The 25,745-nt window shown below is 65.1% G+C and carries 22 protein-coding genes; 13 read left to right on the top strand and 9 right to left on the bottom strand.

The annotated features are described in order from the left end of the window. The first annotated feature begins 4 nt into the window (after positions 1–4). The 4 genes from ABS761_RS03620 to ABS761_RS03605 all read left to right on the top strand — a co-directional run bounded on the left by ABS761_RS03620 (position 5) and on the right by ABS761_RS03605 (position 6,200). Positions 5–2,026 (top strand): acetyl/propionyl/methylcrotonyl-CoA carboxylase subunit alpha, encoded by a 2,022-nt coding sequence (locus ABS761_RS03620; protein WP_350406721.1) that lies wholly within the window; start codon positions 5–7, stop codon positions 2,024–2,026. Between the two features lie 106 nt (positions 2,027–2,132). Next, complete coding sequence (locus tag ABS761_RS03615; protein ID WP_350406720.1) at positions 2,133–2,600, top strand: Smg family protein; 468 nt, start codon at positions 2,133–2,135, stop codon at positions 2,598–2,600. Between the two features lie 15 nt (positions 2,601–2,615). After that, on the top strand, positions 2,616–3,503 hold the full coding sequence (gene gluQRS, locus ABS761_RS03610) for a tRNA glutamyl-Q(34) synthetase GluQRS (RefSeq protein ID WP_350406719.1): 888 nt from the start codon (positions 2,616–2,618) through the stop codon (positions 3,501–3,503). 93 nt (positions 3,504–3,596) lie between these two features. Further along, positions 3,597–6,200: a DNA topoisomerase III gene (locus tag ABS761_RS03605; protein ID WP_350406718.1), complete on the top strand. Its 2,604-nt coding sequence runs from the start codon at positions 3,597–3,599 to the stop codon at positions 6,198–6,200. 71 nt (positions 6,201–6,271) lie between these two features. On the opposite strand, the gene ABS761_RS03600 is transcribed toward ABS761_RS03605, so the two are convergent. The 4 genes from ABS761_RS03600 to ilvB all read right to left on the bottom strand — a co-directional run bounded on the left by ABS761_RS03600 (position 6,272) and on the right by ilvB (position 10,949). Next, entirely contained in the window at positions 6,272–7,549 is a 1,278-nt protein-coding gene (locus ABS761_RS03600; protein ID WP_350406716.1) for a TRAP transporter large permease, read from the bottom strand. An 18-nt stretch (positions 7,550–7,567) separates the two neighbouring features. Next, the gene (locus tag ABS761_RS03595; RefSeq protein ID WP_350407046.1) at positions 7,568–8,056 is read right to left on the bottom strand and encodes a TRAP transporter small permease; all 489 of its coding nucleotides are present in this window, start codon (positions 8,054–8,056) and stop codon (positions 7,568–7,570) included. 4 nt (positions 8,057–8,060) lie between these two features. Next, a complete protein-coding gene (locus ABS761_RS03590; protein ID WP_350406715.1) occupies positions 8,061–9,044 on the bottom strand; it encodes a TRAP transporter substrate-binding protein in 984 nt (327 codons plus the stop codon). A 159-nt stretch (positions 9,045–9,203) separates the two neighbouring features. Beyond that, on the bottom strand, positions 9,204–10,949 hold the full coding sequence (gene ilvB, locus ABS761_RS03585) for a biosynthetic-type acetolactate synthase large subunit (RefSeq protein ID WP_350406714.1): 1,746 nt from the start codon (positions 10,947–10,949) through the stop codon (positions 9,204–9,206). Positions 10,950–11,011: 62 nt separating this feature from the next. Here ilvB and ABS761_RS03580 point away from each other — a divergent pair, with 62 nt between their 5' ends. The 5 genes from ABS761_RS03580 (at position 11,012) to ABS761_RS03560 (ending at position 15,376) form a co-directional block, all read left to right on the top strand. Further along, on the top strand, positions 11,012–11,539 hold the full coding sequence (locus ABS761_RS03580; RefSeq protein ID WP_350406713.1) for an SET domain-containing protein: 528 nt from the start codon (positions 11,012–11,014) through the stop codon (positions 11,537–11,539). A 93-nt stretch (positions 11,540–11,632) separates the two neighbouring features. Next, positions 11,633–12,169 (top strand): TRAP transporter small permease, encoded by a 537-nt coding sequence (locus ABS761_RS03575; protein WP_350406711.1) that lies wholly within the window; start codon positions 11,633–11,635, stop codon positions 12,167–12,169. Continuing rightward, positions 12,166–13,464 carry a TRAP transporter large permease gene (locus ABS761_RS03570; RefSeq protein WP_350406710.1) on the top strand — a complete coding sequence of 433 codons (1,299 nt, stop codon included), beginning with the start codon at positions 12,166–12,168 and terminating at the stop codon, positions 13,462–13,464. Before ABS761_RS03575 ends, ABS761_RS03570 begins: the two co-directional genes overlap by 4 nt. Before the next feature lie 34 nt (positions 13,465–13,498). Next, a complete protein-coding gene (locus tag ABS761_RS03565) occupies positions 13,499–14,524 on the top strand; it encodes a DctP family TRAP transporter solute-binding subunit (RefSeq protein WP_350406708.1) in 1,026 nt (341 codons plus the stop codon). 6 nt (positions 14,525–14,530) lie between these two features. Further along, the gene (locus tag ABS761_RS03560) at positions 14,531–15,376 is read left to right on the top strand and encodes a TSUP family transporter (RefSeq protein WP_350406706.1); all 846 of its coding nucleotides are present in this window, start codon (positions 14,531–14,533) and stop codon (positions 15,374–15,376) included. 8 nt (positions 15,377–15,384) lie between these two features. On the opposite strand, the gene ABS761_RS03555 is transcribed toward ABS761_RS03560, so the two are convergent. The 4 genes from ABS761_RS03555 to ABS761_RS03540 all read right to left on the bottom strand — a co-directional run bounded on the left by ABS761_RS03555 (position 15,385) and on the right by ABS761_RS03540 (position 19,159). After that, positions 15,385–15,933 (bottom strand): YaeQ family protein, encoded by a 549-nt coding sequence (locus ABS761_RS03555; protein ID WP_350406705.1) that lies wholly within the window; start codon positions 15,931–15,933, stop codon positions 15,385–15,387. A gap of 164 nt (positions 15,934–16,097) precedes the next feature. Beyond that, on the bottom strand, positions 16,098–17,372 hold the full coding sequence (locus ABS761_RS03550) for a TRAP transporter large permease (protein WP_350406703.1): 1,275 nt from the start codon (positions 17,370–17,372) through the stop codon (positions 16,098–16,100). A gap of 57 nt (positions 17,373–17,429) precedes the next feature. Further along, positions 17,430–17,948, bottom strand: a complete 519-nt coding sequence (locus ABS761_RS03545; RefSeq protein WP_350406702.1) for a TRAP transporter small permease — start codon at positions 17,946–17,948, stop codon at positions 17,430–17,432. A 122-nt stretch (positions 17,949–18,070) separates the two neighbouring features. Then, entirely contained in the window at positions 18,071–19,159 is a 1,089-nt protein-coding gene (locus ABS761_RS03540; protein ID WP_350406701.1) for a TRAP transporter substrate-binding protein, read from the bottom strand. Between the two features lie 241 nt (positions 19,160–19,400). Here ABS761_RS03540 and ABS761_RS03535 point away from each other — a divergent pair, with 241 nt between their 5' ends. Then, positions 19,401–20,189, top strand: coding sequence for a GntR family transcriptional regulator (locus ABS761_RS03535; protein ID WP_350406700.1), 789 nt, complete (start codon positions 19,401–19,403; stop codon positions 20,187–20,189). Between the two features lie 57 nt (positions 20,190–20,246). Beyond that, positions 20,247–22,493 (top strand): DUF3604 domain-containing protein, encoded by a 2,247-nt coding sequence (locus ABS761_RS03530; protein ID WP_350406699.1) that lies wholly within the window; start codon positions 20,247–20,249, stop codon positions 22,491–22,493. An 83-nt stretch (positions 22,494–22,576) separates the two neighbouring features. Here the strand turns inward: ABS761_RS03530 and ABS761_RS03525 are convergent, their stop codons facing one another. Continuing rightward, entirely contained in the window at positions 22,577–23,344 is a 768-nt protein-coding gene (locus tag ABS761_RS03525; RefSeq protein ID WP_350406698.1) for a GntR family transcriptional regulator, read from the bottom strand. A 618-nt stretch (positions 23,345–23,962) separates the two neighbouring features. Between ABS761_RS03525 and ABS761_RS03520 the strand changes: the two genes are divergently transcribed. Beyond that, positions 23,963–24,415, top strand: a complete 453-nt coding sequence (locus ABS761_RS03520; RefSeq protein WP_350406697.1) for a TRAP transporter small permease — start codon at positions 23,963–23,965, stop codon at positions 24,413–24,415. A 12-nt stretch (positions 24,416–24,427) separates the two neighbouring features. Next, positions 24,428–25,717, top strand: coding sequence for a TRAP transporter large permease (locus tag ABS761_RS03515; RefSeq protein WP_350406696.1), 1,290 nt, complete (start codon positions 24,428–24,430; stop codon positions 25,715–25,717). The last annotated feature ends 28 nt before the right edge of the window (positions 25,718–25,745 follow it).

Raw genomic sequence — 25,745 nt, 5'->3', positions numbered from 1 at the left:
CCCTGTGTTCGATACGCTCTTGATCGCCAATCGCGGCGAGATCGCCTGCCGCGTCGCCGCCACCGCGCGGCGCATGGGCCTGCGCACGGTGGCCGTGTATTCCGACGCCGACGCCCACGCCCGCCACGTGGCCGCCTGCGACGTGGCGGTGCACATCGGCGGGCCCGAGCCCGCCAGCAGCTATCTGCGCGCCGACGCCATCCTCGAGGCGGCGCGCCGCACGGGCGCCCAGGCCATCCATCCAGGCTATGGATTCCTCTCGGAAAACGCCGCCTTCGCACGCGCCTGCGCCGAGGCCGGCATCGTCTTCGTTGGCCCGCCCGCCGACGCCATCGCCGCCATGGGCAGCAAGTCGGCCGCCAAGACCCTGATGGAGTCCGCCGGCGTCCCCCTGGTGCCCGGCTACCACGGCCAGGAGCAAGATCCGGAATTCCTGCGCCGGCAGGCCGATGCCATCGGCTATCCGGTGCTGATCAAGGCCAGCGCCGGCGGCGGCGGCAAAGGGATGCGCATCGTCGAGTCGGACGAGGCCTTCGCCGAGGCCCTGGCCTCCTGCCGCCGCGAGGCCGCCAGCAGCTTCGGCAGCGACCAGGTCCTGATCGAACGCTACCTGCAGCGCCCGCGCCACATCGAGATTCAAGTCTTCGCCGACGGGCTCGGCAACTGCATCCACCTGTTCGAGCGCGACTGCTCGGTGCAGCGGCGCCACCAGAAGGTGATCGAAGAGGCGCCGGCACCCGGCATGACGCCCGAGCGCCGCCAGGCCATGGGCGAGGCCGCCGTGGCCGCCGCGCGGGCTGTGGGCTACGTCGGGGCGGGCACGGTGGAGTTCATCGCCGAGCCCGGCGGGCGTTTTTATTTCATGGAAATGAACACCCGGCTGCAAGTCGAGCATCCCGTCACCGAAGCCATCACCGGCCACGACCTGGTCGAATGGCAGTTGCGCGTGGCCGCCGGCCAGGCACTGCCCGTCTCGCAGGCGCAACTGAGCATCCATGGCCATGCGATCGAGGCGCGAATCTATGCCGAAAACCCCGACAAGGGCTTCCTGCCCTCGATCGGCCGCCTGGATGCCCTCGAATTCCCGCCGCACGTGGTGTTCCAGCGCGGCCCGGTCCGGGTCGACGGCGGCGTCCAGGCGGGCGACACGATCACCCCCTATTACGACCCCATGATCGCCAAGTTGATCGTGCACGGCCAGGACCGCGAGCAGGCGCGCCAACGCATGCTGCGCGCCCTGGCGGCGATCCGCGGCACCGGCGTCCAGACCAACATCGCCTTTCTCGGCCGCCTCATGGACGATCCGGCCTTTGCCGCGGCCGACCTGGATACGGGCCTTATCGAGCGCGAACACGACCGCCTGTTTCCTCCGGCGGAGGCACTCCCCGACACCGTGCCCGCCCTCGCGGCGGCGGCCGTGCTGCACGCGGGCGGGCTGGCTGCGCCCGAGGCCCGGCGGCTCACCGGCGATCCCTGGGCGGATGCGGATGGCTGGCGCGTGGGCGGCGTCTATACGCGCGAACTGCCGTTCTCCGACGGCACGCGGGACTATCGCGCCGGCCTGCGCCGCGAGGATGGGCAGTGGCGGCTGACCGTGGACGACGGGCCCTCGCAGGCGCTGTCCTGGAGCGCGCGCGGCACCCATCCCGCCCACGTCCGCGCCCGCCTGGCCGATCTCGACGTCCAGGGCGCCGTCTTCATCCAGGGCCGCCGCCTCGACCTGTTCGTCGACGGCCGGCGCCATACCTTGGAATGGCGTGACCCGATCGCCCTGGCGACCGGTGAATCCGACGAAGGGCCGGGCGGCCTGTCCGCGCCGATGCCCGGCAAAATCCTTGCCGTGGCCGTGGCGGCCGGCGCCATCGTCGCGCGCGGCGACCCGCTGATCGTGATGGAGGCCATGAAAATGGAACACACCATCCACGCGCCGCACGACGGCAAGGTCCTCGAGGTCTATTTCGCGCCGGGCGACCAGGTCCGCGACGGCGACGCCCTGCTCGCGCTGGGTCCGGTCGGCGACGAATGAGGGCGCGCGCCGACGCGGCGACCGGGGAAATCCCCACGTCGCCGGCGCGCTCGGCGCCGCGTCCGAATCAAGTACACTGTACGGGAAGCACGCAATACGGGCCGCCATGTACGACATCCTCGTCTATCTATTCGAAACCTACTACACCCCCCAGGCCTGCCCCAAAGCCGAAGTCCTGGCCAGCAAGCTCGCCGCCGCCGGCTTCGAGCACGAAGACATCGACGACGCGCTGGCTTGGCTGCGCGACCTGGCCGCCGCGACCGAGCAATGCCAGGCCCTGGCCCCCGCCCGGGATACGGGATACGTGGCGCAGCGGATTTATACCCACCAGGAATACCAGACCTTGGGGGCCGAGGCCATCGGCTTCATCGTCTTCCTGGAAAACTCCGGCGTGCTGCCGCCGGCCCTGCGGGAAATCCTCATCGAGTGCGCCCAGGCGGCGCACGCGGCGCCCCTGACGCTGGCCGAAATCAAGGTGATCGCCCTGATGGTGCTCTGGAGCCAGGAGGCCGAGGTCGATCACTTGATCTTCGAAGAACTGCTGGCCGACGACAACGAGCGCCCCTCGCACTGATTCCGGCGCGGCGCCATGGCGCAGGCCCCATCCCCACGGCCGTACGTCGGCCGTTTTGCCCCCAGCCCCAGCGGTCCGCTGCATGACGGCTCGCTGGTCGCCGCCATGGCCAGCTACCTGGACGCCCGCGCCCATCGGGGTGCCTGGCTGCTGCGCATCGAGGACATCGACGCGCCACGGGTGGCGGCGGGCGCCGACCGCTGGATCATGGCGCAGCTATGCGGCCTGGGCATGCACTGGGACGGGGAGCCGGTCTGGCAGACCCGGCGCCACCCCGAATACCAGCGGGCCTTCGAGCGCCTGCGTGCGGACGGACGGGCCTACGGCTGCGCCTGTACGCGCCGGGAACTGCCCGTCGCCGGCCCGTACCCCGGCACCTGCCGTCCAGAGGCAAGGGGCGCCAAGGGCCCGGTGCCCGCCCACGAGGCCCGATCCTGGCGCTTTCGGGTCGACCGGGGCCTCGAAGCCTTCACTGACCGGTGGCAGGGCCCCCAGTCCCAGGATGTGGCCACCGAGGTCGGGGATTTCATCATCCGCCGGGCCGACGATTTGTGGGCCTACCAACTGGCCGTGGTGGTCGACGACGGGTTGCAGGGGGTCACGGATGTGGTGCGCGGTGCCGACCTGCTGGACTCGACCGCCCGCCAGCGGCAGCTCGCGCGCGCCCTGGACCTGCCCTGCCCCCGCAGCCTGCACGTCCCGCTGCTGTGCGACGGCGCGGGCCGCAAACTGTCCAAGCAAAACCATGCCCCCGCGCTGGACACGGACCACGGGCTGGAGTGCCTGCAAAGGGCGTGGCGGACCCTGGGGTTCGAGCCGCTGCCGGCCCGCGGCCTGGGGGAATTCTGGGCGTGGGCCATCGCCCGCTGGGCGGCACGTTTCGGAATCACACCGGCGCCTTGACACGTGCCGAAAAGGGTGCACGACTTGCGTGGTAGGACACCACCCTCGTATGATCCGCGCTATCGTGGCTGAAATTTCAGCCTCCGGGACCTCATGACTAAAACACTGATCATTGCTGAAAAACCCTCGGTTGCCCTCGACATCTCCCGCGCCCTGGGTGGCTTCACCCGCGAGGGGGACTACTTCGAGAGCGACCAATACGTGCTGTCCTCGAGCGTCGGCCACTTGCTGGGCCTCGTGGCGCCCAACGACCCCGTGCGCGGCAAATGGAGCTTCGCGCACCTGCCGGTCATTCCGCCCAAATTCGAGCTGGGTCCAACCGACAAACGCTCGGCCGAGCGGCTGAAGCTCCTGGTCAAGCTGCTCAAGCGCAAAGACGTGGGCGCCGTCATCAACGCCTGCGATGCGGGGCGCGAGGGCGAGCTGATCTTTCGCTATATCGTCCAGTACGCCAATGTGCACAAGCCGATCCAGCGCCTGTGGCTGCGGTCCATGACGCAGGCGGCCATTCGCGAGGCCTTCGCCGGCCTGCGCAGCGACGAGGCCATGAAGCCCCTTGAGGCCGCCGCACGCGCCCGCGCCGAGGCCGACTGGCTGGTGGGCATCAACGGCACCCGGGCCATGACAGCCTTCAACAGCAAGGACGGGGGTTTCTTCAAGACACCGGTCGGGCGCGTCCAGACGCCGACCCTGGCGATCGTGATGGAGCGCGAGGACCGCATCCGCCGATTTGTCTCGCGCGACTACTGGGAGGTCCACGCCACCTTCGTCGCCGCTGCGGGCCTCTACGAGGGGCGCTGGTTCGATCCGACGTTCACCAAGGACGAGCAGGACCCCGAGCGCCGTGATTCCCGTCTGTGGTCGGCCACGGCGGCCCAGACCATCGTCGCGGCCTGCCGCGAGCAGCCCGGCAGCGTGCGCGAGGAATCCAAGCCCAGCACCCAGCAGTCGCCGGCCCTGTTCGACCTGACCACGCTGCAGCGCGAGGCCAACTCGCGTTTCGGCTTCTCGGCCAAGACCACGCTGGCGCTCGCCCAGGCCCTGTACGAGCGTCACAAGGCCCTCACCTATCCGCGGACCGACTCGCGCTACCTGCCCGAGGACTACCTGGATACGGTCCGTCAAACCATGCGTGCGCTCTCCGGCAGCGAGTCGGGCATCGCCCGCGGCCTGCGTCCCTTTGCCCATCAGGCGATCGAGCAGGGCTGGGTCAAACCCAACCGTCGGATCTTCGACGATAAAAAGGTGTCCGACCACTTCGCCATCATCCCCACGCTGCAAGTGCCGCGCGAGCTGAGCGAGGCCGAGGCCAAGATCTACGAACTGGTCTCGCGCCGCTTTCTCGCCGTGTTCTTCCCGGCGGCCGAATTCCGCGTCACCACCCGCATCACCGAGGTCTCCGGCCACTCATTCAAGACCGAGGGCAAGGTCCTGGTCTCGCCGGGCTGGCTGGCCATCTACGGGCGTGATGCGCAGGGCGCGGACGGATCGCTGGTGCCCGTGGCCCAGGGCGAAGCCGTCCGCACCGAGGACATCGAGGCGCGCGGCCTGGCCACCAAGCCACCAGCGCGCTTCAACGAGGCGACCCTGCTCTCGGCCATGGAAGGGGCCGGCAAGCTCGTCGACGACGAAGCCCTGCGGGAGGCCATGTCCGAACGCGGGCTGGGCACCCCGGCGACGCGCGCGGCCATCATCGAGGGCCTGCTCAACGAGGGCTACATGCGCCGCGAGGGCCGCGACCTGGTGCCCAGCGCCAAGGCGCGCCAACTCATGACCCTGCTCTCGGGCCTGGGCGTCAACGAACTCACCTCGCCCGAGCTCACCGGCGAATGGGAGCACCGGCTCAAGCAGATCGAACAGCGCGAACTCGACCCCGACGCCTTCATGCGCGAGATCGCGCAGATGACCCAGGTCATCGTCAAGCGCGCCAAGGAATACGAACGCGACACCGTGCCCGGCGACTATGCGACCCTGCAGACCGCCTGCCCCAAATGCGGCGGCGTAGTCAAGGAAAACTATCGCCGCTACGCCTGCACCGCCTGTGATTTCTCGATTGGCAAGCATCCCGGCGGGCGCACCTTCGAGATCGCCGAGGTCGAGGAACTGCTGGCCCGGCGTGAACTGGGCCCCCTGACCGGATTCATCAGCAAGATGGGCCGCCCCTTTGCCGCCCTGCTGCGCATCACCGACGAGTACAAGCTCGAATTCGACTTTGGCCAAAAGGACGACGAGGACACCGAGCCTGTCGATTTCTCGGGCCAGACCCCGGTGGGGCCCTGCCCAAAATGCGGCGGCAAGGTCTACGAACACGGCTTGAATTACGTCTGCGAGCACTCGGTCGGCCCGGCCCGGTCCTGTGACTTCCGCAGCGGCAAGATCATCCTGCAGCAGGAAATCAGCGCCGCCCAGGCGGCCAAGCTGCTGACCGATGGCAAGACCGATCTGCTCGATGGCTTCGTATCGAGCCGCACCAACCGCAAGTTCAAGGCCTACCTGGCGCGGCAGGCCGATGGCAAGATCGGTTTCGAGTTCGAGGCGCGCGCGCCCAAGGCCGGTGCCAAGGCTGCCAAATCCACCGGCGCGGCGGCGAAAAAGGCGACCGCCAAGACGGCGGCCAAGAAAACCGCCACCAAGACGGCGGCCAAGAAGGCCCCCGCGAAAAAAGCGGCGAAAAAAGCGTCAAAGACGGCCGGCTAGTGTCCGTCCACCCGCGGGCTGGATGCCCGGGCCCGCCCGGCACCGCGCAGGGCGGGCCCGGCGCCGGATCCCTAACGGTACACGAGATCGCGAAAATACAGCGACAGCTCCGCCCAGTAGGTGACTACCATCAGGCAAGCCACCACCACGCCCACAAAAGGCAGCAGGGGTCGGATCAGGCGCTCGATCGGCACCTTGGCCACCGTACACGCCGCAAACAGGTTCACGCCAAACGGCGGAGTCACCATCCCCAGGGCCAGATTGACCACCATGATCACCCCGAAATGCGCGGGATCGACGCCGAACTGCATGGCCACGGGCAGCAGCAAGGGCGCCAGGACCACGATGGAGGCCGAGGTCTCGATGAACATGCCGATCACAAACAGGGCGACGTTCACGCCCAGCAGGAAACTGAACTCGCCATCGAACACCTGCGACAGCCACTGGCCCAGCGCCATGGGCACGCCCGCGCGGTTGAGCAGGAATCCGAACACCCCCGCGTTGGCAATGATGAACATGATGATGGCCGTGGATACCACCGAGCGGTGGAATGTCCGCGACAGCACGGGCAGGCTCAGGCGCCGGTAGACGAAGACCCCCACGAACAGCGCATAGACGACCGCCACGGCGGACGCCTCGGTGGGCGTGAAGACGCCGCCATAAATGCCGCCCAGGATGATGACCGGCATCAACAGCGCCCACCAGGCGCGCTTGAATGCCGTCCAGACCGGCAGACGCCCATCGCCGTCATGCGTCCCTAAACCGTGGCGGCGGGCGTAGAGCCAGACATAGCCCATCAGGGCCGCGACGATCAACAGGCCCGGCCCGATGCCCGCGATAAAGACCTCGCCCACCGAGGTGTCGGTGGACACGGCGTACAGAATCATCGGAATCGAGGGGGGGATGATGACCCCGAGCTCGGCCGCCGAGGCTTGCAGCGATGCCGCGAACGGCGCCGGATAACCGTGCTTGACCATGGCGGGGATGAGGATCGCGCCCACCGCAAACGTCGTGGCCACGCTGGAGCCGGCGACCGCGGCGAAGATCATGCAGGTCAGCACGCAACTGCAGGCCAGGCCGCCCTGCACGCCGCCCACGACGCTCTTGGCGAACTCGACCATGCGCTCGGAAATCCCGCCCGCCTCCATCAAATTGCCGGCGAGGATGAAGAACGGCACGGCCATCAGGGGGTATTTGTCCAGCGCCGCGTAGAGCTGCTGTGCGATGACCAGCCACGTCATGTGGCCGTCCCAGCCAACGCCCAGCATACTGGCCAGGCCGATGGACACCGCCACCGGCACCGTCAGCGCGAAAAACATCAGCATCGACAGGACCATCAGCTGGGACATGCGCCGGCCCTCCGGGATTCAGATATTGTCGATGTGCTGGCGCCTGGGCCCCTCGGCCCAGTACGCGAGGACGGCCGCCAGCGACAGCGCGGCGCCGACGGGGATGGCGAGATAGACCCACGAGATCGAGGCGTCCAGGCTGGGCATGGTCTGGAAACGCACGCGCCAGGTCATCTGCCCTCCTACCCAGACGAGAAAACCGAGAAAACCCACCACGATGAGCAGGACCAGGTGCTCGAGGCAGCGCGCCCGGGCCCCGCTCAGCAGGTTGTGCAACAGGTCGACGCCCAGCATGGCGCCCTGGCGGAAGGCCAGGGCGACCCCCAGCATGACCGCCCAGATGATCGAGGCCCGTGTCCAGGCCTCGCTCCAGGCCGAGGGTGACTCGAGGACGAAGCGCGCCAGGACCTGATAGAAGCCCGCCGCCACCGCGCTGAACAACAACCACTGCGCGGCCAGCGAAACCCCGCGGCACAGGCCACGGTCGATGCGGGCGATGAGGCGCATGGCCTTACTGGACGTTGCGGATGGCATCGACCAGGTCCTGGCCGAACTGCTTGTAGTACTGCGGATAGACCGGCTCCACCGCCTTGACGAAGGCGGCGTGGTCGACCGTGTTGACCGCCATCCCGTGGGATTTGAGCTCTTCGACGCCGACCTTTTCGACGTTGTCGACGAACGCGCGCATGGCTTGTGCCGAGACCGCGGCGGCCTCCTTGAGCTTGGCCTTGTCGGCGTCCGACAGCGCGCCATAGGCCGAGGGCGACATCAGCACCAGCGCGGGGCCGTAGACGTGCGCCGTCAGGGAAAGATATTTTTGCAACTGCCACATCTTGACCGACACGATCACCGACAGGGGGTTCTCCTGGCCATCGATGGTGCCCTGCTGCAGCGCCGTGGCGACCTCGGGCCAGGCCATGGGCGTGGCCAGCACGCCCATTTCACGGAAAGCCGCGATATGGATCGGGTTTTCCGTGGTGCGGATCTTGAGGCCCTTGATATCGGCGGGCTCCTTGACGGCGCGCACATTGTTGGTCAAGTGCCGGAAGCCCTGCTCGCCCCAGGCGAGCGCGATCAGGCCGCGCTTGGGGAATTCGGCGAGCATATCCTGGCCGACCTTGCCGTCCAGGACCTTGCGCGCATGGGCCAGGTCGCGAAACAGGAAGGGGATGTCGAACACGCCGGTCTGCGGCACGAAATTCAGGGTGGCGCCCGTGGATACGATGGCCAGGTCGATGGTGCCCAGTTGCAAGCCCTCGATCACCTCGCGCTCGCCGCCCAGCGCGCTATTGGGAAATTGCTCGATCTTGAACGCATCGCCGGCGCTGCCCTGGAGGGACTGCGCAAAGGCCGCCGCCCCCGCCCCGTAGTGGGAATTCTCGGATAGGGCATAGGCCATCTTCAGCGAGGTCTGCGCCAGAGCCGGCGACGCCGCCGTCGCGCCCGCGAGGGCCGCGGCGGCCAGCCATTTGAACAAACGTTTCCCGTGTCGCATGAGAGATCTCCCGATGATGGTTCCGGGTGGCGGACGCCAAAACGCCCCACACCCAAGTTTCACGACGAATTCAAGCACGAATCCCCGTCGCCATTCAAGCACGGCATCGCCGACGCATCCCTCAAAGCCCCATCCCCCGCCCGGGCATGGCGCGCGTCCTCAAGCCTCGACGTACCAGGTATCCTCGGACAGCATGACCTGCTGGTGGCCATAGCCCGCCGGCATCATGGGAAAGCAATTCTGCAGGGGCACGACCGCCACATCCAGGAAATACGGACCGTCGTAGGCCAGGCAGGCGGCCAGGGCGGCCTCCAGGCCATCGGGATGGTCGATCCGCGCCGCCCCCCAGCCAAAGGCGCCGGCCAGCGCCACGAAGTCCGGGAGCGAGGCGTTATAGCTGTGGCTGTAGCGCCCCTCGTGTATCAGCTCCTGCCACTGGCGCACCATCCCCATGTGGCCGTTGTTGCACAGGATCAGCTTGACCGGCGCACGGTGCTGGGCGGCGGTGGCCAGCTCCTGGATATTCATCAGCACGGAGGCATCGCCGCTCACGCAGACGACGGTCTTGTCCGGATGGGCGATCTGAGCGCCGATGGCGGCGGGCAGCCCATAGCCCATGGTGCCGGCGCCGCCCGAGGTCAGCCAGCGATGGGGCCGCGTGACCCGGATATATTGCGCGGCCCACATCTGGTGCTGGCCCACGTCGGTGGCGACGATGGCATCGCGGCCCTCGAGGGCCGCATCGATGCTCCGCATCAGGTGCTGCGGCAGGATATGCGCCATCGAGGGTTCGAATTCGAGGCATTCCCGAGCCTGCCAGACGGCGATGCGCTGCCACCATTCGTCCAGGCGTCCGGGCTCGGGTGTCTGGGCGCCCAGCTCTTTGTGCAGCGCCCGCAGCAGCGGGTAGCAGTCGCCCACCAGGGCCACATCGGCGCGCACGACTTTGTTGATCGACGCCGGATCGATGTCCAGGTGGATCTTGTCCGCATGGGGACAAAAATCCGACAGCCTGCCCGTGATACGGTCGTCGAAGCGGGCCCCGACGCAAACAATCAAGTCCGCATGGTGCATGGCCAGGTTCGCCTGCAACGTGCCGTGCATCCCCAGCATGCCGAGGAACAGCCGGTCGCCGGCCGGATACGCGCCCAGGCCCATGAGGGTCAGGGTGCACGGCGCGCCGACGTCCTGCACCAGGCTGCGGAATGCATGGCAGGCATCGAGACCCGAATTGATGAGGCCGCCGCCACCGTAGAACACCGGCCGCTTGGCGCGCGCGATCAGTGCCGCCGCGCGCTTGAGGGCGGCCTCGGTCGCCGCCGGCACGGTTTCGGCCACGGCCGGCGCCTCGGGTTCGGCCCGCAGGTGCTCCGGCGGGACCAGGGCGGTCTGGATATCCTTGGGGAAATCGAGCAGCACCGGCCCCGGGCGCCTGGCGCGTGTCAGCCGCAAGGCTTTGGCCGTCAACGCGGCCACGTCCTCGACCCGGCGGATCTGGGCGTTCCACTTGGTCACCGGCCGCGAAATCCCCACGGCATCGCACTCCTGGAAAGCATCGGTGCCGATCGCGCCGGTGGCCACCTGGCCGCTGATGCACAGCACCGGGATGGAGTCGCACAGGGCATCGAGCAGACCAGTGGTGGTGTTGGACATCCCCGGCCCCGAGGTGACCAGCACCACGCCCGGGCGCCCGGTCGTGCGGGCATAGCCCTCGGCGGCATGCATGGCAGCCTGCTCGTGACGCACCAGCACGTGGCGGATCCGGGTCTCGGCATACAGGGCATCGTATAGCGGCAGCACGGCGCCGCCAGGATAGCCAAAAATGGTGTCCACGCCCAAGGCGAGCAGATTGTCCAACAGGACCTCGGCGCCATTGCGGCCGGTCGTGTGCGCGTTCGCGTTCATGAGCCTCGAGACGACAAATCAGGGATAATGGCCCCCAGTTTATCGCTTTTCATTCCGCACCCATGGCCACACGACACCCCTGGCACCTCGTTCGCGCATCCACGCTGCACGGCACGGGCGTGTTCGCCGCCCGCGACATCCCGGCCGAGACCCGCATCCTGGAATACGCCGGCCGACGCATCACGCCCGAGCAGGCGGATGCGCACTGGCCGGTAAACCCCGACGACCCCTACCATACCTTCTATTTTTCACTGGGCTGTGGCCTGGTGATCGACGGCGGCCGGCGCGGCAACGACGCGCGCTGGATCAACCACTCGTGCGCCCCCAATTGCGAGGCGCGCGAAAACGACGAGGGCACACGCGTGGCGATCTACGCCCTGCACGACATCCCAGCCGGCGCCGAGCTGCTGTACGACTACGGCCTGATCACCGAGGAAAAGCTCACGCCCGCGCTCAAGCGCCATTACCGCTGCCTATGTGGCGCGCCCGCCTGCCGCGGCACGATGCTGGCCGAGGCGCGCCAGGCATCGAAAAAATCCCCCAAACGCAAGAAACCAGCACACACCTCGCCCCGAAAACCGGCGAAATAAACAATGCCGGCGCCCGCCGCCCCTGGGATACTCCCGAATGGCAGACGCGCCGGACCGCGCTAGTATGAGGGGCATTGCCGCCCCTTGACACCCATGTCCCATCCGCCCGACCCGCCCCAACCCGACGATTACGCCGCCCAGGCCTACGTCCCGCCCCCCGATCCTCCCGTTCGTGTGCCGCTGCGCATCGAGGACTGGATCACCGTCGCGACCATCGGCGCCCTGGCCGTGATCACCATGGCCAACGTCATCGTCCGCTACCTCACCGACGAGTCCTTTGCCTGGACCGAGGAAATTTCGATCTTCCTGCTCATCGTGCTGACCATGAGCGCGGGCGCCTCGGCCTTCGTGCGCAACCAGCACATCCGCATCGAGCTGCTCGCCGACAGCGGCTCCCCGAACCGCCAGCGCCGGCTGGCCATCCTGGCCCAGGGGATCACGCTCGCCTTCTTCACCGTCCTGACCGTCCTGCTCGCGCGCATGGCCCTGGACGAATACAACTGGGGAGACACCTCGCCCGCGATCGGCGTGCCGACCTGGTGGTATTCGATGTGGCTGCCCGTCCTGTCCGCGGCGATCGCACTGCGGGTCGCGGGCATGCTGCGCCGCCGCCTGCGAGGGCCCGCATGATCCCGGGGCTGCTGTTCACCGTGTTCGTCGGCCTGATGGTCATCGGCGTGCCCGTGGGCGTGGCCCTGGGCGCCGCCGGCACCCTGGCCATCGCCCTGGCCAACCCCGACACCCACTGGTTCGGCCTGATGGCGGTCTCACAGAGCTTCTATGCCGGACTGGCCAAGTATCCGCTGCTCGCCATCCCCATGTTCGTGCTGGTGGGCTCGATCTTCGACCGCTCGGGCGTCGCCGCGCGCCTGGTGCGGCTGGCCATCGCCATCACCGGCCGCGGCCCCGGCATGCTGGCCGTGGTGGCCATCGGCGTGGCCATGTTCCTCGGGGGCATTTCGGGATCGGGTCCCGCCTGTGCGGCGGCCGTGGGCGCCGTCATGATCGGCGCCATGAACCGTGCGGGCTACCCGCCCGCCTATTCGGCGAGCATCGTCGCCGCAGGCGCCGCGACCGACATCCTGATTCCCCCGTCGATCGCCTTCATCGTCTATTCCATCCTGGTGCCGCAAGCCTCGGTGCCCGCGCTGTTCGCCGCCGGCCTGTTCCCCGGCATCCTCGCCGGCATCGGCCTGATCATCCCGGCCGTATGGCTGGCGCGCCGCCACGGCATGGGCGGCGCGGCGCGCGGCGAGCCCCGGCCACCCTTCTGGCGCAGCCTCTACGAAGCCCTCTGGGGCCTGGCCGCGCCGGTCATCATCCTGGGCGGCATGCGCATGGGCTATTTCACACCCACCGAGGCCGCGGTGGTCGCGGTCTTCTATGGCCTGTTCATCGGCATGTTCGTCCACCGGACCATGACCGTGCACGACCTGTTCCCCATCCTGCGCGAGGCGGGCGAGCTCTCTGCCGTCATCATGCTGGTGGTCACCTTGGCGGGCATCTTTGCCTGGTCGCTGTCCACCCTGAGCATCATCGACCCCATCACCCAGGCGATCGTGCATTCCGGCCTGGGCGAGCACGGCGTACTCGCGCTGCTGATCCTGTTGCTGATCGTCCTGGGCATGTTCCTGGATGGAATCTCGATCTTTCTGATCTTCGTACCCCTGGTCCTGCCCATCGCCCAGGCCTTCCAATGGGATGTGGTGTGGTTCGGCGTGCTGCTCACCCTGATGGTGGCCGTGGGCCAGTTCACCCCGCCCATCGCCGTCAATCTGATGGTGTCCTGCCGGATCGCCAACGTGCCCATCGAGAACACCGTGCGCTGGGTCCTGTGGCTGGTGGGAGGCATGCTGTGCGCCCTGGCGCTGGTCATCCTGTTCCCGCAGACCGCCTTGTGGCTGCCGCATTATCTGGGATACTGAACACATTCGATCTCACACCGAGGAGGAGTCCTTCATGAAACTGAGCAAGCTGCTAGGCGCCGCCGCATTCGCGGCCGCCGCCCTGTCGACCACGGGCGCGGTCCACGCCGCCGACTACAAGTCCGAATACAAGCTGTCCATCGTGGTGGGCACCACCTTCCCCTGGGGCCAGGGGGCGGTGATCTGGTCAGACCTCGTGCGCGAACGCACCAATGGCCGGATCAACATCAAGATCTACCCCGGGACGTCCCTGGTCCAGGGCGATCAGACCCGCGAATTCACCGCCATCCGCCAGGGCGTGATCGACATGGCGATCGGCTCGACCATCAACTGGTCGCCGCAGGTCAAGGAACTGAACCTGTTTTCCCTGCCCTTCCTCATGCCTGACTACCCGGCCATCGACGCGCTGACCCAGGGCAAGGTCGGCGCACAGCTCTTCGAGATCCTGTCGCAGAAAGGCGTGGTGCCCCTGGCCTGGGGCGAGAACGGCTACCGCCAGCTCAGCAACTCCAAGCACGCGGTCCAGACCCCCCAGGACATCAAGGGCATGAAGCTGCGCGTCGTGGGATCGCCGCTGTACATCGACACCTTCACCGCCCTAGGCGCCAACCCCACGCAGATGAGCTGGGCCGATGCCCAGCCGGCCCTGGCCAGCGGCGCCGTCGACGGCCAGGAGAACCCCCTGTCCATCTATGCCGGCGCCAAACTCTACGACGTGGCGCAGAAATACCTGACGCTGTGGAACTACGTCGCCGACCCGCTGATCTTCGTGGTCAACAAGGAGGTCTGGGGTTCCTGGACGCCCGAGGATCAAAAGATCGTCCGTGAGGCCGCACTCGAAGCCGGCAAGCGCGAGATCGTCATCGCCCGCCAGGGCGTGACCGCGACGGACGACTCTTTACTGAAGGACATCGAGGGCCACGGCGTGACCGTCACCACGCTCTCGCCCGAGCAGATCGGCGCCTTTGCCAAGGTCACCCAGCCCGTGTTCGACAAATGGGCCAAGCAGATCGGCCCCGACCTGGTCAAGCAGGCCCAGGCCGACATCGCCAAGCGCTGAGCGACTATGATGGATGCCGGGCCGGCGGCTGCCGGTCCGGCTTTTTTGTTTGCAGGCCGCAACGCCCCGATCGAGGACTGCTGCTGCCGCCCGCGCGCCATGGAATTCTCCGCCGAGATCGCCGTCCTGTTGTTCTTTGTCGCCATGCTGGCCGGCATCGTCGACGCCATCGCGGGCGGTGGCGGCCTGATCGTCATCCCAGCGCTACTGGCCGCGGGCCTGCCGCCGGAGGCGGCCATCGCGACCAACAAGATCGGCGGCATCGGCGGCTCGACCGCCGCCACGCTGCATTTTCTGCGCACCCGCCAGATCGATCTGCACCGCAGCCGCTGGATGGCGCTGGGGGCCTTCGTCGGCTCGCTGATGGGCGGGATCGTCCTCACGCAGATCGACAGCTCGGTGCTCAGCCGCCTGATTCCCGTTCTGCTGATCGGCTTCGCCCTGTACTTCCTGCTCTCGCCCAGGGTCGGCGCAGAGGACCGCAAGGCGCGCATCCCGGTCGCCACCTACGCGCTCGTCGCAGCGCCCTTGATCGGCTTCTACGATGGCTTCTTCGGCCCGGGGACCGGCACTTTCCTGGCCATCTCGCTGGTCACCCTGCTGGGTTTCAATCTGGTCAAGGCCACGGCGCACACGAAACTGCTGAATCTCTGCAGCAATATCGCCTCGGTGCTGTTCTTCAGCCTGAACGGCAACATCCTCTGGGCCTTCGGCCTACCCCTGCTGGCCGGCCAGTGGATCGGCGGCACCATCGGCGCGCGCCTGGTGGTCAGCCACGGCCACCGCCTGATCAAAATCGTCATGTCGGTGGTTGCGATCGCGATCTCGGCGAAGATGATCTGGAGCGCCTGAGGCATCCCTCAGGATTCGCCCGCCAGGAGCTCCACATCGACGCCGACGTCGCCCCGCGCCGAGGACACCCACGCCGTGCGATCCGTCACATTGACGTTCATCGTCATGCCACGCTCGGCCAACGCCGCCAGCGCACGGGTCGCCTCGGCGGGCAGGGCATAGACCTTCAGATTCCCCGCGCGGGCGACTTTACCCCGCACGCCGGCCCACCAGACCTCGAGCCCGCGGCCGTAGGCGAACACGATCACCTCTTGGGCGCGTCCGCAGGCCTTCAAGATGCGGCGGTCGTCCGGCAGGCCGACCTCGATCCATTGCCGGATCGCGCCCGTCAGGTCCAGGCGCCACAGATCGGGCTCGTCGGTCTCGCTCAGGCCGCGGGTAAAGCCCAGGCCCTCGTCGCCGTCCACGAGCAGGGCATAGGCCAACAGGCGCACCATCAGCCGTTCGTCGGTTTCCGAAGGATGACGGGCCACGGTCACGGCATGGCTGCCGTAGTAGGCACGATCATTGTCGGCGACGTGGATCTCGGCTTTGTAGATGGTTGCGCGCAGCGCCATGGCTCCTCGACCCCCGGGGGCTTCGCGCCCAGACGGCGGAAACCGGAAAACCGATAGTCTAACCCGGGCGGAATAGACGCTGAACGCCATAGGCTGCCAAGGCCCTTGCAGCATAGGCCTCGCGGTGGCGCGCTCAGTGACGAAGGCCGCAGCCGCCCTCGCCGTCAATGAATCAGTTCCACCAATGTCAGCGACAGGGGCGCATAAAAGGAAATCAACAGCAGATCCACCACCAGCATCAGGATGTACGGCCAGATCTTGACCACGATCTTTTCCAGCGCGATGTTGGTGATGGCCGAGGCCACGAACAGGTCCACCCCCACGGGGGGCGTCACAGTCCCGATACTGAGGTTGACCGTCATGATCACGCCGAACAGGACCGGGTCGATCCCGAACGCCACGGCCGCCGGATAGAGGATCACGGTGAAAACCGTGATTGCCGCCGCCGCATTCATGAAACAACCCACGACCAGCAGCATGAGATTGCAAAAGATGATGAAGACCGCCGGGCTTTCCGAATGCGCCGCCAGGTACGCCGAGACTTGTTGCGGCACTTGATCGATGGTGATCATCCAGGTGAAGGCGCCGGCGGCATTCATGATCAGCATGATGATGGCGGTGGTCAGCGTGGATCTCAGGAAAATGGCATAGAGCTTGCGCAGGGTCAGCTCCCTGTACGCCAGGCCGATGATCAGACCATAGAGCACGGCGACGGCCGCCGATTCCGTCGGCGTGAAGACGCCGCCATAAATGCCGCCCAGGACAATGACCGGCATGAGCAAGGCCCAGAAGGCCGCCTTGAAATGGGACCAGATCGCGCTGAAGCCCTCGAAACGCTCCTGGACGACCGGCATGTCCCGGCACAGCACCCAGTTGACCAGCAGCAGGCTGATGCAGATCACGATACCGGGCAGCAGCCCGGCAATGAACAGATCGGTGATGGATACCCCCGTGACCACGCCATAGAGTATCAAGAGAATGCTGGGCGGGATGATCATGCCGGTGACGCCGGCGGCCGCCACCGTGGCCGCGGTATACGCGGCGCTGTAGCCCTTCTTTTGCATTTCCGGGCTCATCACACCGCCGATGGCGGCCACCGTCGCGGCATTGGATCCGGAAATGGCCGCGAAGAAGCTTGAGCTCAGGATCGCCACCGCCCCCAGCCCGCCCCGGTAATGGTTGACCATCGATCCGGCAAAGCGGACCAACCGCTGCGAGATTCCTCCCGCGCACATGATCTCGCCCGCCAGGATGAAGAAGGGAATGGCCAGCAGGGGAAACGAATCATTGGTCGCGAACATCTGGGCGACCAGGATTTCCAGGTTGAATCCGCCATGGGCCACCAAACCGATGACGCAAACCAGGCCAATCGCCACCGCGATCGGCACGCGGATGCACATCAGCAGGATCATCAGGGTGAAAATCGTAATCGTGTACACGGTTCTGGACCTCTCGTCGTCGGTATCGGAAATCCATCAACATCCCTGAACAGGGCGCTAGTTGCCCGCCAGAGTGGATTCGTCGATTTCGCCCTTGGTGTCACTCGGCCCGGCCAATTGCCGTCCGACGACTTCCAGGGTGTAGAGCAGCATGAACGCGGCGCCAACCGGGATGGCGGCATACGGATAGCTCATGGGCAGGCGCATGGCCGGCGATTTGTGCGCACCGACCCGCAGGACGACGTCATAGCCTTTGACCACGAGAACGGCAAAGAACACCGCGGACAGCAACAGGCTGAAAATGATCACGGCCTTGCCCAGGGTATTGGGCAGCCAGCCGACGAACAGCTCGATCGCCGCATGGCTGTTCTTGCGCACGGCCAGCGCGCTACCCAGGAAGACACTCCAGACGAATAAGAAGCGGATCAGTTCGCTGGGAAACGAAAGCGAATACTCCACCACATAACGACAAAAGACCTCTGTCACGCCCAGTGCGAACATGGCGGCCAGGAGGACGACGCACACGAAGCCGATCAGGGTTTCAGAGAGATCCAGGAATGCTTTGATGAGGCTCATATTTCACCGTCTGGAATGATGGGGGGCGCGACCGGCGGCGATCCCGGAGCCGCAGCGGGCGCCGGGGCGCCAACGACCTCGCCCCGGACGAGACCGCCTCGCCCGATCGTGTGGAGCCCAGCTCAGGCCTTGACGGCGCTGTCGATGAGTTCCCGGCTCAGGCCCTTGCCGAATTCCTCGACAACCGTCTTCGTCTTGGCTCGAAACCGGGCGCGCTCGTCATCGTTCAGATCGATGACCTGCAGACCTTCCTTGCGCATCAAATCCAGATAGTTGCCGTTCTCCCGCTGGAGCTCGGCGCGCTCCCAATCCTGGCTTTCCTTGGCGGCCTCGGCCACGACCTTCTGGACATCCGCGGGCAGTGCGGCGAATTTGGCGTCGCTGATGAGAAACATGATGCCCGCCCATTGATGGTTGGACAGCGTCTCGTAACCCTGCACCTTGTAGAAGCCAAAGGAATAGACGTTGCCGATCGGGTTGTCCTGGCCATCGACCGTGCCCTGCTGCAGCGCGGTGAAGACCTCGCTCAACGCCATGGACGTCGCATTCGCACCCAGCGCGCGGAAGGTCGCGATGTTGATCGGGTTATTGGGCACCCGCATCTTCAGCCCCTTCAAATCATCAGGGGCGCGAACGGCGGTCGCGCGCGTGGTGATGGTCCGAAAGCCGCTCTCCATCATGGCCAGGTAGCGGATGCCCGTGCGCGACCGCATCTCTTCGTAGAGCCCCTTGGCCGCCGCGCCATCCGCGAAGCGATAGGCATGGGCGCTGTCGGAAAATATGAAGGGCAGGTAGAACACGTCCAGCGGATCGTAGAACGTCGCGACGTCCGTGGTCGGCACCAGGGCGATGTCCACGGCACCCATCTGCATGCCATTGACCAGCGCCTGGGACGATCCGATGGTGCTGTTCGGATAGACATCGACCTGTACCGCGCCCCCGGTGCGCTCGGCGAGCAGGCCGGCGAATTTCTCGGCCCCTTTGGCCAGCGGATGCTTGACGTTGTAGGGGTGGCCGAACTTCAGCTTGAATTCCGGCGTCTTGCCTCCCTGGGCCCATGCCGAACCGATCACGCCCGGCAAGATGCCCGCACCAGCCAGCATACCGCCCGAAACCCCGAGGCGCAGCAAGGACCTGCGCCCTGGCTGCAGCAGTTGGCGTGCCCGGCTCGCGCCGTCCTCTGGACCACAGGACTGCTTGTCTCCCTTCATGGCTTGTCTCCGTCTTGATTGCTTCATGGATTTAAGGGATGCGGAGGCTGTCTTCCCTCCTTGCGCATCGCCAGCCCTGGCCTCTTTCCGACGACCCCTGCCTTTTTATGGAGCAGGTGGAACAGAAAGATAGCAACTTGAGATGTAGACGTCAATAGCTATATAGCTATTGACGTCCAGGGCGAGCATTGGTAACCTTCCCCAGGAAAAACGAGCCAACGACAAAGTGAAAGCAAACGTCATGTCCAGGGAAACACTGCCCGCGGTGCCCGCCGCCACCATACGCAAATACTTCCATCGGCTGCTCCAGCCCGGGCTCAGCAAGCATGCTCAACTGCGGCAATCCGTCATCCAGGCCGTCGAGAACGGCGAGCTGGTGCCCGATGAGAAACTGCCGCCCGAGCGCGAATTAGGCGTGCTGCTGGGCATCAGCCTGGGCACGACGCAGAAAGCCCTGAGCGGGCTGGCCACGGACGGCTATGTGATCCGCAAGCAGGGCATCGGCACGTTCATCGGACAGCCCAAAAGCTCGATACGGAAATCCTGGCACTATCGGTTCACCGACCTGGAAACAGGCCGGCACCTTCCCGTCTATGCTCATCTGCTGGGCAGGAGCATCGTCGACACATTCACGCGCGCCGCGCAGCTCGGGCCGGACCCGGAAGGCTATATCCGCATCGACCGCAGCATCTCAGTGGACGACCGCTTCTACTGCTACAGCGAACTGTACTTGCCGGCCTCGCGCTTCCAGCCTTTGCTGGACCTGCCCCGGGAAAAACTGGAAAACGTCAATCTGAAGGAAATACTCGAGACCGAGTGCGGTTATCCCACCACCGAGGCCAAGGGGGGCGCCAGGCTGGTGCAGCTCGACGCACGAGTCGCCGAATCGATGCGCGTCGAAAGCGGCAGCTGGGCCTTGCGGATAGACATCCTGGGCAAAACCCTGGATCAACCCATCTCGTACCAGAAAATGTTCGTCCCTCCGGCGAACTGCGACCTCGACATGGACTTCGTCGGCCCGCCACGCTGAAACCGGCGAAGCCACCAGAACACCTCCGATCGATCGGGCAAGGGAGACATCAGAGACATGGGACATTCGCATTACTCGCCGGAACGCATGGGCTCAGCCACCCTCAGCCCGGACGGCGCCTTCGAGGCCGGCAGCATCCATTCCTTCACGCTCATCTATACCGCCGGTTATTTCGGCATCGATGACACGGGGTCGCTGAAGATCGTGCACCGCTTCGCGAGCGACATGGGCAAGCCCCAGTTCGACGATCCGATAGGCCTGAACTACACCACCGTCGAAGCCTCCAACGGGGCGGTGCTTGAGGTGCTCTATGACCGCAAGCGCAACATCCGTCCCTGGGATAAGACCTTGTTCATCCGGGTCGTACAAGGTTTCCTGCGCGAGGGCGACACCATCACCGTGCGTTTCGGCGACACCCGCCGGGGATCTCCGGGCATTCGGGTGCAAACATTCTGCGAACCACGATTCGAGTTCAAGGTCCTGGTCGACGCCTTTGCGACCTATCAATATGTGGAGCTCCCCACATCCCCTACGATCGCCATCGTGTCGGGCCCCCCCGCCACCTTCAAGGCCATCCTGCCGACGCTGGCACGGCCGGGAGAACCCTTCAAGCTGGGCTTCAAGGGCGAGGACAAATGGGGCAATCCTTCCGACCAGGTCGCAGGGGTTTTCAGTCTGCACGCCAACCTGCCGCTGCAACATCTGCCGGCCTCCCTGACCGTGGAGCGAGGACAGCCCGCGCACGTGCTCACCGGACTGCGGGCCCTGGAACCCGGAGACCTGCAAATCGAAGTGCGCCAGGATGGTCGGACGGTGGCGCGCTCGAACCCCTGCCGCGTCGATGGCCGGTCGCGCCACCGCCACTATTGGGCCGACCTGCACGGACAGTCGGAGGAAACCATCGGGACCAACAGCGCCCGTGCGTTGATGGAATTTGCACGCGACCGCGCCTTCCTGGACGCCATGTCCCACCAGGGAAACGACTTCCAGATCACCCAGAAATTCTGGGCGGAACTGAACGCCCTGAACAAGGAATTCAACCGAGACGGCGAATTTGTCGTCTTTCCCGGATACGAATGGTCGGGCAACACCGGTCTGGGGGGTGATCGGAACGTCCTGTACCTCGAGGACGACCGCCCGATCTACCGCTCATCCCACGCCCTGGTGGACGACCTGTCGGACGTCGACACCGACGCCAACAGCGCGGACGAGCTGTTCGAAGCGCTAAAAAAAGAGGACGTGGTCGTCCAGGCGCATATCGGCGGGCGCTACGCGGACATCGTCATGTCCCATAACGCGCAAATCGAACGATCCATAGAGGTGCATTCAGATTGGGGCACCTTCGAATGGCTGCTGGGTGACGCGTTTGCGCAAGGCTACCGGGTGGGCATCCTCGCCAACAGCGACGGACACAAAGGCCGCCACGGCGCGAGCCATCCCGGCGCGTCGCTGTTCGGCGCATATGGCGGCCTGAGCTGCCTGCTGGCGGACGAGCTCACTCGCCGCTCGCTGGCGGAATGCCTGCGCCAGCGTCGGCACTATGCCACGACCGGCTGCCGGGCCTACCTGTCCGCGGGGGTGGCCTTTGATCGCCCGGCGACACTGTTCTCGGACGACCCGAACCTGGGCGCGCCGGTAGAGTCCAGAAAAAGCGACTGGGCCGACATCGGTGCCGTGGTCGAATACGATGGCGACAGCGTGGTCTTCGAGTTTGAGTTGATGACACCCGGGCCGATCGAAAACATCGAGATCCGCAACCTCATGGAGGTCCATGAAACCTTCCGGCCTTACGGTGAGCAAGACCTCGGCCGGCGGATCCGCATGGTCTGGGAAGGCTCCGGCTATCGCGGCCGCGGGCGGCAAACAATCTGGGACGGGCACGCGACCCTGCAGGGCAACGCCTTCGAAAATCCCACGCCGATCAATTTCTGGAACCTGGACAAAGTTCTCTCCCAGCCCTCGCCCCAACGCCTGGAATGGCAATCCCTCACGACTGGCGGCTTCGCCGGCGTGGACGTATTCCTGGAGCGGCGCAAGGGAGGCACCCTGCGCATCGACACGCCGCTCGTGCAAGAGACCGTGGAGGTCGACTCCATCGGCCTGGTGCCGCAGGTCTTCGAGAACGGCGGCATCCAACGCCGCCTGCGCGTCTACCGCCTGCCGGACGAGAACGCCTGCCACCGCACCAGGCAGCGGATCCGTGTCCCGCTGCATCGAGGCAAGGACAACGCCCTTTATTTGCGGGCGACGACCGAGGACGGTTTTTTCATATACTCAAGCCCCGTATACATTTCCAGAACTTAACCGGCAGGCGATTGCCTGTCGGTGCGCGCGGACCGCATCCGGCGCGCCCGATCAAGCGCGGCCTCGATCAGGCTGCGCATGAATCACGTCCCCGTGTTCCGGGAACCGGACACCTTGCGGATCCCCGAGGCGAGCTGCATCGGACCCGCCACCTCCATTTCGAAGGCAAATACATCGGGCTGAATGTAGAAGTGCGAGCTTTCCAGCAGCGTGCCGGACTCATCGTACGATGTCCTGTCCATTTGCAGCAGACCCGCCGTGCTTTCCAGGCCCATTCGCGTGGCGATGTCGGGCCTCATGCCGGTGGCCTTGATCTGCGTGGCGGCCCGCGCGACCTTCTTTTTCAGCACCTCTTGCAGCAAGGCATACACCGGCAGGTGTTCGACCTGATCCTGGGTGATGAGCGCATCCAGGCAAAAAACGGTGATATCCGCCAAGACGATGATCGCGCCTTCGAGCTGATAGAGCCGGACATACTGGAAGACATTGCCCGATGCCCCCGCCTCGGACGCTTTGAGCTGGACGAACTCGACCACCTCTGTTTCCACGTCATAGTTGCGCGCGACCAGGCCATCGTAGAACCCCCTGAGGGATCCAAGATCCTGATTGACGCGCGGTCCGCGGACATACACCCCTTTGCCCTGGCGGCTGACGACCAGGCCCCGGTCGACCAGCACCCGAAAGGCCTGCCTGACCGTCACGCGGCTGACACCGAAAAACTGCGTCAACTCATGTTCTGAAGGCAGCTTCTGCAGCGGCAGCCACTGCTTGGCCTGTATCTCATTGGCGAGCTGCTCGGCCAATTGCAGATACAGCGGGGTCTCGGAATTTCTAGTGAGTTTGGATAACACGGCTGGCAGGGCTAAGAAAGGATGTTGTTTTCGCTTATGTTAAGACAAACCTGGAACGCAACCCATAGATCCCCCATGCTCGACATCCCCAAGCCATCACTGTATTAGGATGTCTTAATATAAGTAATAACATACTCTTTTGAGAGGCACCAGTGGCCCAGGGCGCGCCAACCGCGTCGGCACTCTAGTCGTCATGGCACCCCATTGCAAGCGGGCCGGGCCACGACCCATGGATGCGATGGATGGCTCCCGGAAACGGCTGCGCCGCCCCATCAATCTTGTATTGACTTGTCTTGATACAGGTCATAGAATTATTTCCACGAACCGCTCCGCACACCTCCGAGAGCCACCGGTTCGCCAGACAAGTACAGAGGCGCAAGCGACCGAGCCACCCCATCCACACCTCGATCGCCGAGCGCCCGGGATGCAAATCCAGACAGCCCGCCATGTCACGAACGCCCCTGGCGGGCATCACGAACGGCCGCATATCCACGCCCACGGGCGAAAACCACAGCAATGACAGGATTGCCGCAGCGATACCGCCAAAAGGAGCTCGTCGTGACCCGCGAGAATAGAAAATCCGCAGTTCTTCAGCACATCGACAGACTCGGCAGGACCATGAGCACGTGCACCCTGATCCTCATGATCCTGCTGTCCCTGCTCATCTTCTATGACGCGCTGATGCGGGCCGCCGGGCACCCGACCATCTGGGTCTTCGAGAGCTCTCTGTACTCATTCATATTCATAGGCTTTCTCGGGAACGCGCTGGCCGTCAAGAGACGAGCTCATTTCAGAGTGACGTTCCTGATGGAGGTATTCCCCAGATCGCGCAAGGCGCTGAACCTCATATCGGATACATCGCTGCTGCTATTTGGCCTGCTGCTGATTTCTTCGGGGATTTACTTCACCCACTACCTGTGGAGCAACTCGGTGGCCTCATCGAGCCTCCTGGAGGTACCCATGTGGATACCCAGCCTCGCCATTCCGCTCGGAGGCCTTGGCCTGGTCACGCAAACCATCGTATCGATGCTCGGCGGCGATGCCATCGACGCCTCCCCGACCATCGAATAACAAAGGCCCTCCATGGACTTCCTGCTTGATAACGTCGGATTCATCGCGATATTCCTGCTGTTCCTGTTCATGCTGCTGACGATCCCCGTGTTCGTCGCAATGGGGCTGTCGGCATTCCTCGCCGCGATCCTGATCGATGATCCTTTTCAGACGTTTCGCTCATTCATCCAGATCAGTTGGCAGGGCGCTTCGATCTTCGAGCTGATTGCGATACCGCTGTTCATATACACCGGCACGATCATGCAGAGAAGCGGAGCCGGCGGGGATCTTTTCGATTTCACCAAGGCCTGGGTCGGATCGATACCCAACTCGCTGGGCCTGGCCACCATCATCGCCTGCGGCATCTTTTCGGCGATCTCCGGCTCCAGCATTGCGTGCGCCGCCACGGTCGGGCTGGTCGCCATCCCCCTCCTCAGGCAAGAAGGCTACAGCGAAAGCCAGGCGGGCGGATTCGTCGCGGGCGGCGGCACGCTGGGCATCATCATCCCCCCCTCGATCCCGCTCATCCTCTACGGCGTGCTGACGGAAACATCGATTGGCCAGTTGTTCATCGCCGGCGTGGTGCCGGGGACAGTGATGCTGACGCTATTCGGGATCTACGTGCTGATTTCAAGGCCGACCATCCGGACCAGGCACATCGTCCCGCTGGCCGAAAGGATCAGGATCACGAAAAGAGCCATCGGCATCATCCTCCTGGCGCCCGCCATCATCATCGCCATTTACATGGGCATATTCACGCCCACCGAAGTCGGGGCCCTGGCCGTCATATACGTGACCGTGCTCGGATTCGCCCAGCGGCGGCTGAACTGGGAAAAATTCCGCGACGCCACCCTCTCGGCGATAGAAACGAGCTGCATGCTGTTCATGCTGATCGTGTTCGGCCAGTACTTCGCGCATTTCCTCACCTATGAGCAAATGCCGCAAATCATCGCCCAGTCGATCATAGAAAACGCCAGCGGCTTTCTTGCCCTGAACCTGATGATCCTGACCTACCTGATCATGGGCATGTTCCTCGAGAGCGCGGCCATGCTACTGATCTCGATTCCGATTTTCTTTCCGGTCGCGATGCAGATCGGCATGGACCCGCTGGTGTTCGGGATCTTTGCCGTCATCGCCATGGAAATCGCGCAGATATCGCCTCCGGTCGGCATCAACCTATTCACCATATACGGGATCTCAAAAATACCCCTGAGCAAGATCGCATGGGGCGCCGCGCCTTTCCTGCTGGTGCAAATCGGCATGCTGTACGCCGTCTACTTCCTGCCTGATATGGCGACCTGGTTGCCGGCATCGATGAAATAGCCGCCATCCCTAGATCCCACGAGCCGTC

It is taken from the genome of Castellaniella sp. GW247-6E4 (genome assembly GCF_040276065.1).
Classification (GTDB): Bacteria; Pseudomonadota; Gammaproteobacteria; order Burkholderiales; family Burkholderiaceae_B; genus Castellaniella.
This window is presented reverse-complemented; position numbering and strand designations above follow the sequence as displayed.